Below are 2,593 nucleotides of genomic sequence, written 5' to 3' on the forward strand. Positions count from 1 at the left end.
GGTTCACACCGATGGTGATGGTTTTGCCGTTATCCAGGGTGACGGTCAGCGGGTTGGTGATGTTAGTCACCGGCGCGCCGTTTTTATCCACAAGGCTGGCGGTGTAAACGATATTGCCGCCTTCGCCGACGGTGGTGGTGGCGGTCAGGACTACATCGACCTTGTCGATAGTGTCGTTGATCGTTGTCGTTGCACCGTTGCCCGCCACTTCCAGCTTCTCGAAGTTGCCGCCAGTGGTTTCGGTGATCTGAACAGTCTGGGTGCTCTTATCGATGAACACATCATCGGAAGGTGCAGGCACAGTCACTGTGCCGACGGTATCGCCGGCTTTGATGGTGATCGATGAGCCATTATCCAGCTTCAAAGTTACGTCAGTACCGGCCTTGTTGCTCAAGGTCGCGGTGTACGTAATCTGTCCACCTTCACTCGCCTGGGCCGGAGCCGTCAGGGTGACGGTAGTGGTGTTATCAGTGCCTGGGGTATCAGTAACGGTGGTGTTAACCGGCGTGGTGCCTGGAACCAGATTTTCGAAATGCTCGCCACTGGTCACGCCTTTGATAGCGGTGGTGACGGTTTGGTCGCCCGTGTACACATCATCCGGCGCAACAACCGAAACACTGGCGCTCGATTGGTTTACACCGATAGTGATGCTCTGGCCGTTATCCAACGTCACGGTCAGCGGATTGGTGATGTTGGTCACTGGCGCGCCGTTCTTATCCACAAGGCTGGCGGTGTAAACGATGTTGCCGCCTTCGCCAACGGTGGTGGTAGCGGTCAGGACTACGTCGACTTTGTCGATGGTGTCGTTGATCGTGGTGGTCGCACCGTTACCCGCAACTTCCAGTTTTTCGAAGTTACCACCAGTGGTTTCGGTGATCTGAACGGTCTGCGTGCTCTTGTCGATAAACACATCATCGGTAGGCGCAGGCACGGTCACAGTGCCGACGGTGTCACCAGCTTTGATGGTGATCGACGAGCCGTTATCGAGTTTCAGCGTGACGTCAGTACCGGCCTTGTTGCTCAAGGTCGCGGTGTAGGTAATCTGACCACCTTCATTCGCCTGGGCCGGAGCCGTCAGGGTAACGGTAGTGGTGTTGTCGGTGCCCGGAGTATCAGTAACGGTGGTATTAACCGGCGCGGTGCCAGGCACCAAATTCTCGAAGTGCTCGCCACCAGTGACAGTCTTGATAGCAGTGGTGACGGTCTGATCGCCTTTGTAGACATCATCCGGCGCAACAACCGAAACGCTACCGCTCGATTGGTTAAGGCCGATAGTGATGCTCTGGCCGTTATCCAAGGTGACGGTCAGCGGATTGGTGACGTTAGTCACCGGCGCGCCGTTTTTATCCACAAGGCTGGCGGTGTAGACGATGTTGCCGCCTTCGCCGACGGTAGTGGTTGCGGTCAGAACCACATCGACCTTGTCGATGGTGTCGTTGATCGTGGTGGTTGCGCCATTGCCAGCAACTTCCAGCTTCTCGAAGTTGCCGCCAGTCGCTTCAGTGATCTGGACGGTCTGAGTGCTCTTGTCGATAAACACGTCATCGCTTGGAGCAGGCACGGTCACGGTGCCGACGGTGTCGCCAGCCTTGATGGTGATGTTCGAACCGTTATCGAGTTTCAGCGTGACGTCAGTACCGGCCTTATTGCTTAAGGTCGCTGTGTAGGTGATCTGGCCACCTTCGTTAACAGCATTTGGTGCGGTCAGCGTGACAGTCGTAGTGTTGTCAGTACCTGGGGTATCAGTCACGGTGGTGTTAACCGGCGTGGTGCCTGGAACCAGATTTTCGAAATGCTCGCCCCCGGTCACGCCTTTGATAGCGGTGGTGACGGTTTGGTCGCCCTTGTACACATCATCCGGCGCAACAACCGAAACACTGGCGCTCGATTGGTTTACACCGATAGTGATGCTCTGGCCGTTATCCAGCGTCACGGTCAGCGGATTGGTGATGTTGGTCACTGGCGCGCCGTTCTTATCCACAAGGCTGGCGGTGTAAACGATGTTGCCGCCTTCACCAACGGTAGGAGTGGCGGTCAGGACTACATCAACTTTGTCGATGGTGTCATTGATCGTAGTGGTCGCGCCGTTGCCTGCAACTTCCAGCTTCTCGAAGTTGCCGCCAGTGGTTTCGGTGATCTGAACGGTCTGCGTGCTCTTGTCGATAAATACGTCATCGCTTGGAGCAGGTACGGTCACGGTGCCGACAGTATCGCCAGCTTTGATGATGATCGATGAGCCGTTATCGAGTTTCAGCGTGACGTCAGTACCGGCCTTGTTGCTCAAGGTCGCGGTGTACGTAATCTGTCCACCTTCGCTAACAGCATTCGGTGCGGTCAGTGTGACAGTCGTGGCGTTATCAGTACCTGGGGTATCAGTCACGGTTGTAGTGACTTTGTCGGTACCTGGAACGAGATTTTCGAAGTGCTCGCCGCCAGTGACGGTTTGAATAGCAGTGGTGACGGTCTGGTCGCCCTTATACACGTCATCCGGCGCAACAACCGAAACGCTGGCGCTCGATTGGTTTACACCGATAGTGATGCTCTGGCCGTTATCGAGCGTGACGGTCAGCGGGTTGGTGATGTTAGTCACCGG

At 55.8% G+C, this 2,593-nt stretch carries 1 protein-coding gene; it reads right to left on the reverse strand.

From position 1 onward, the window contains the following. Positions 1–2,593, reverse strand: a 2,593-nt coding sequence (locus CIB54_RS27200) for an immunoglobulin-like domain-containing protein (protein ID WP_332871822.1), incomplete at both ends; no start/stop codon positions are given.

The sequence above is a fragment of the Pseudomonas fluorescens genome (assembly GCF_002837185.1).
GTDB lineage: Bacteria > Pseudomonadota > Gammaproteobacteria > Pseudomonadales > Pseudomonadaceae > Aquipseudomonas > Aquipseudomonas fluorescens_AM.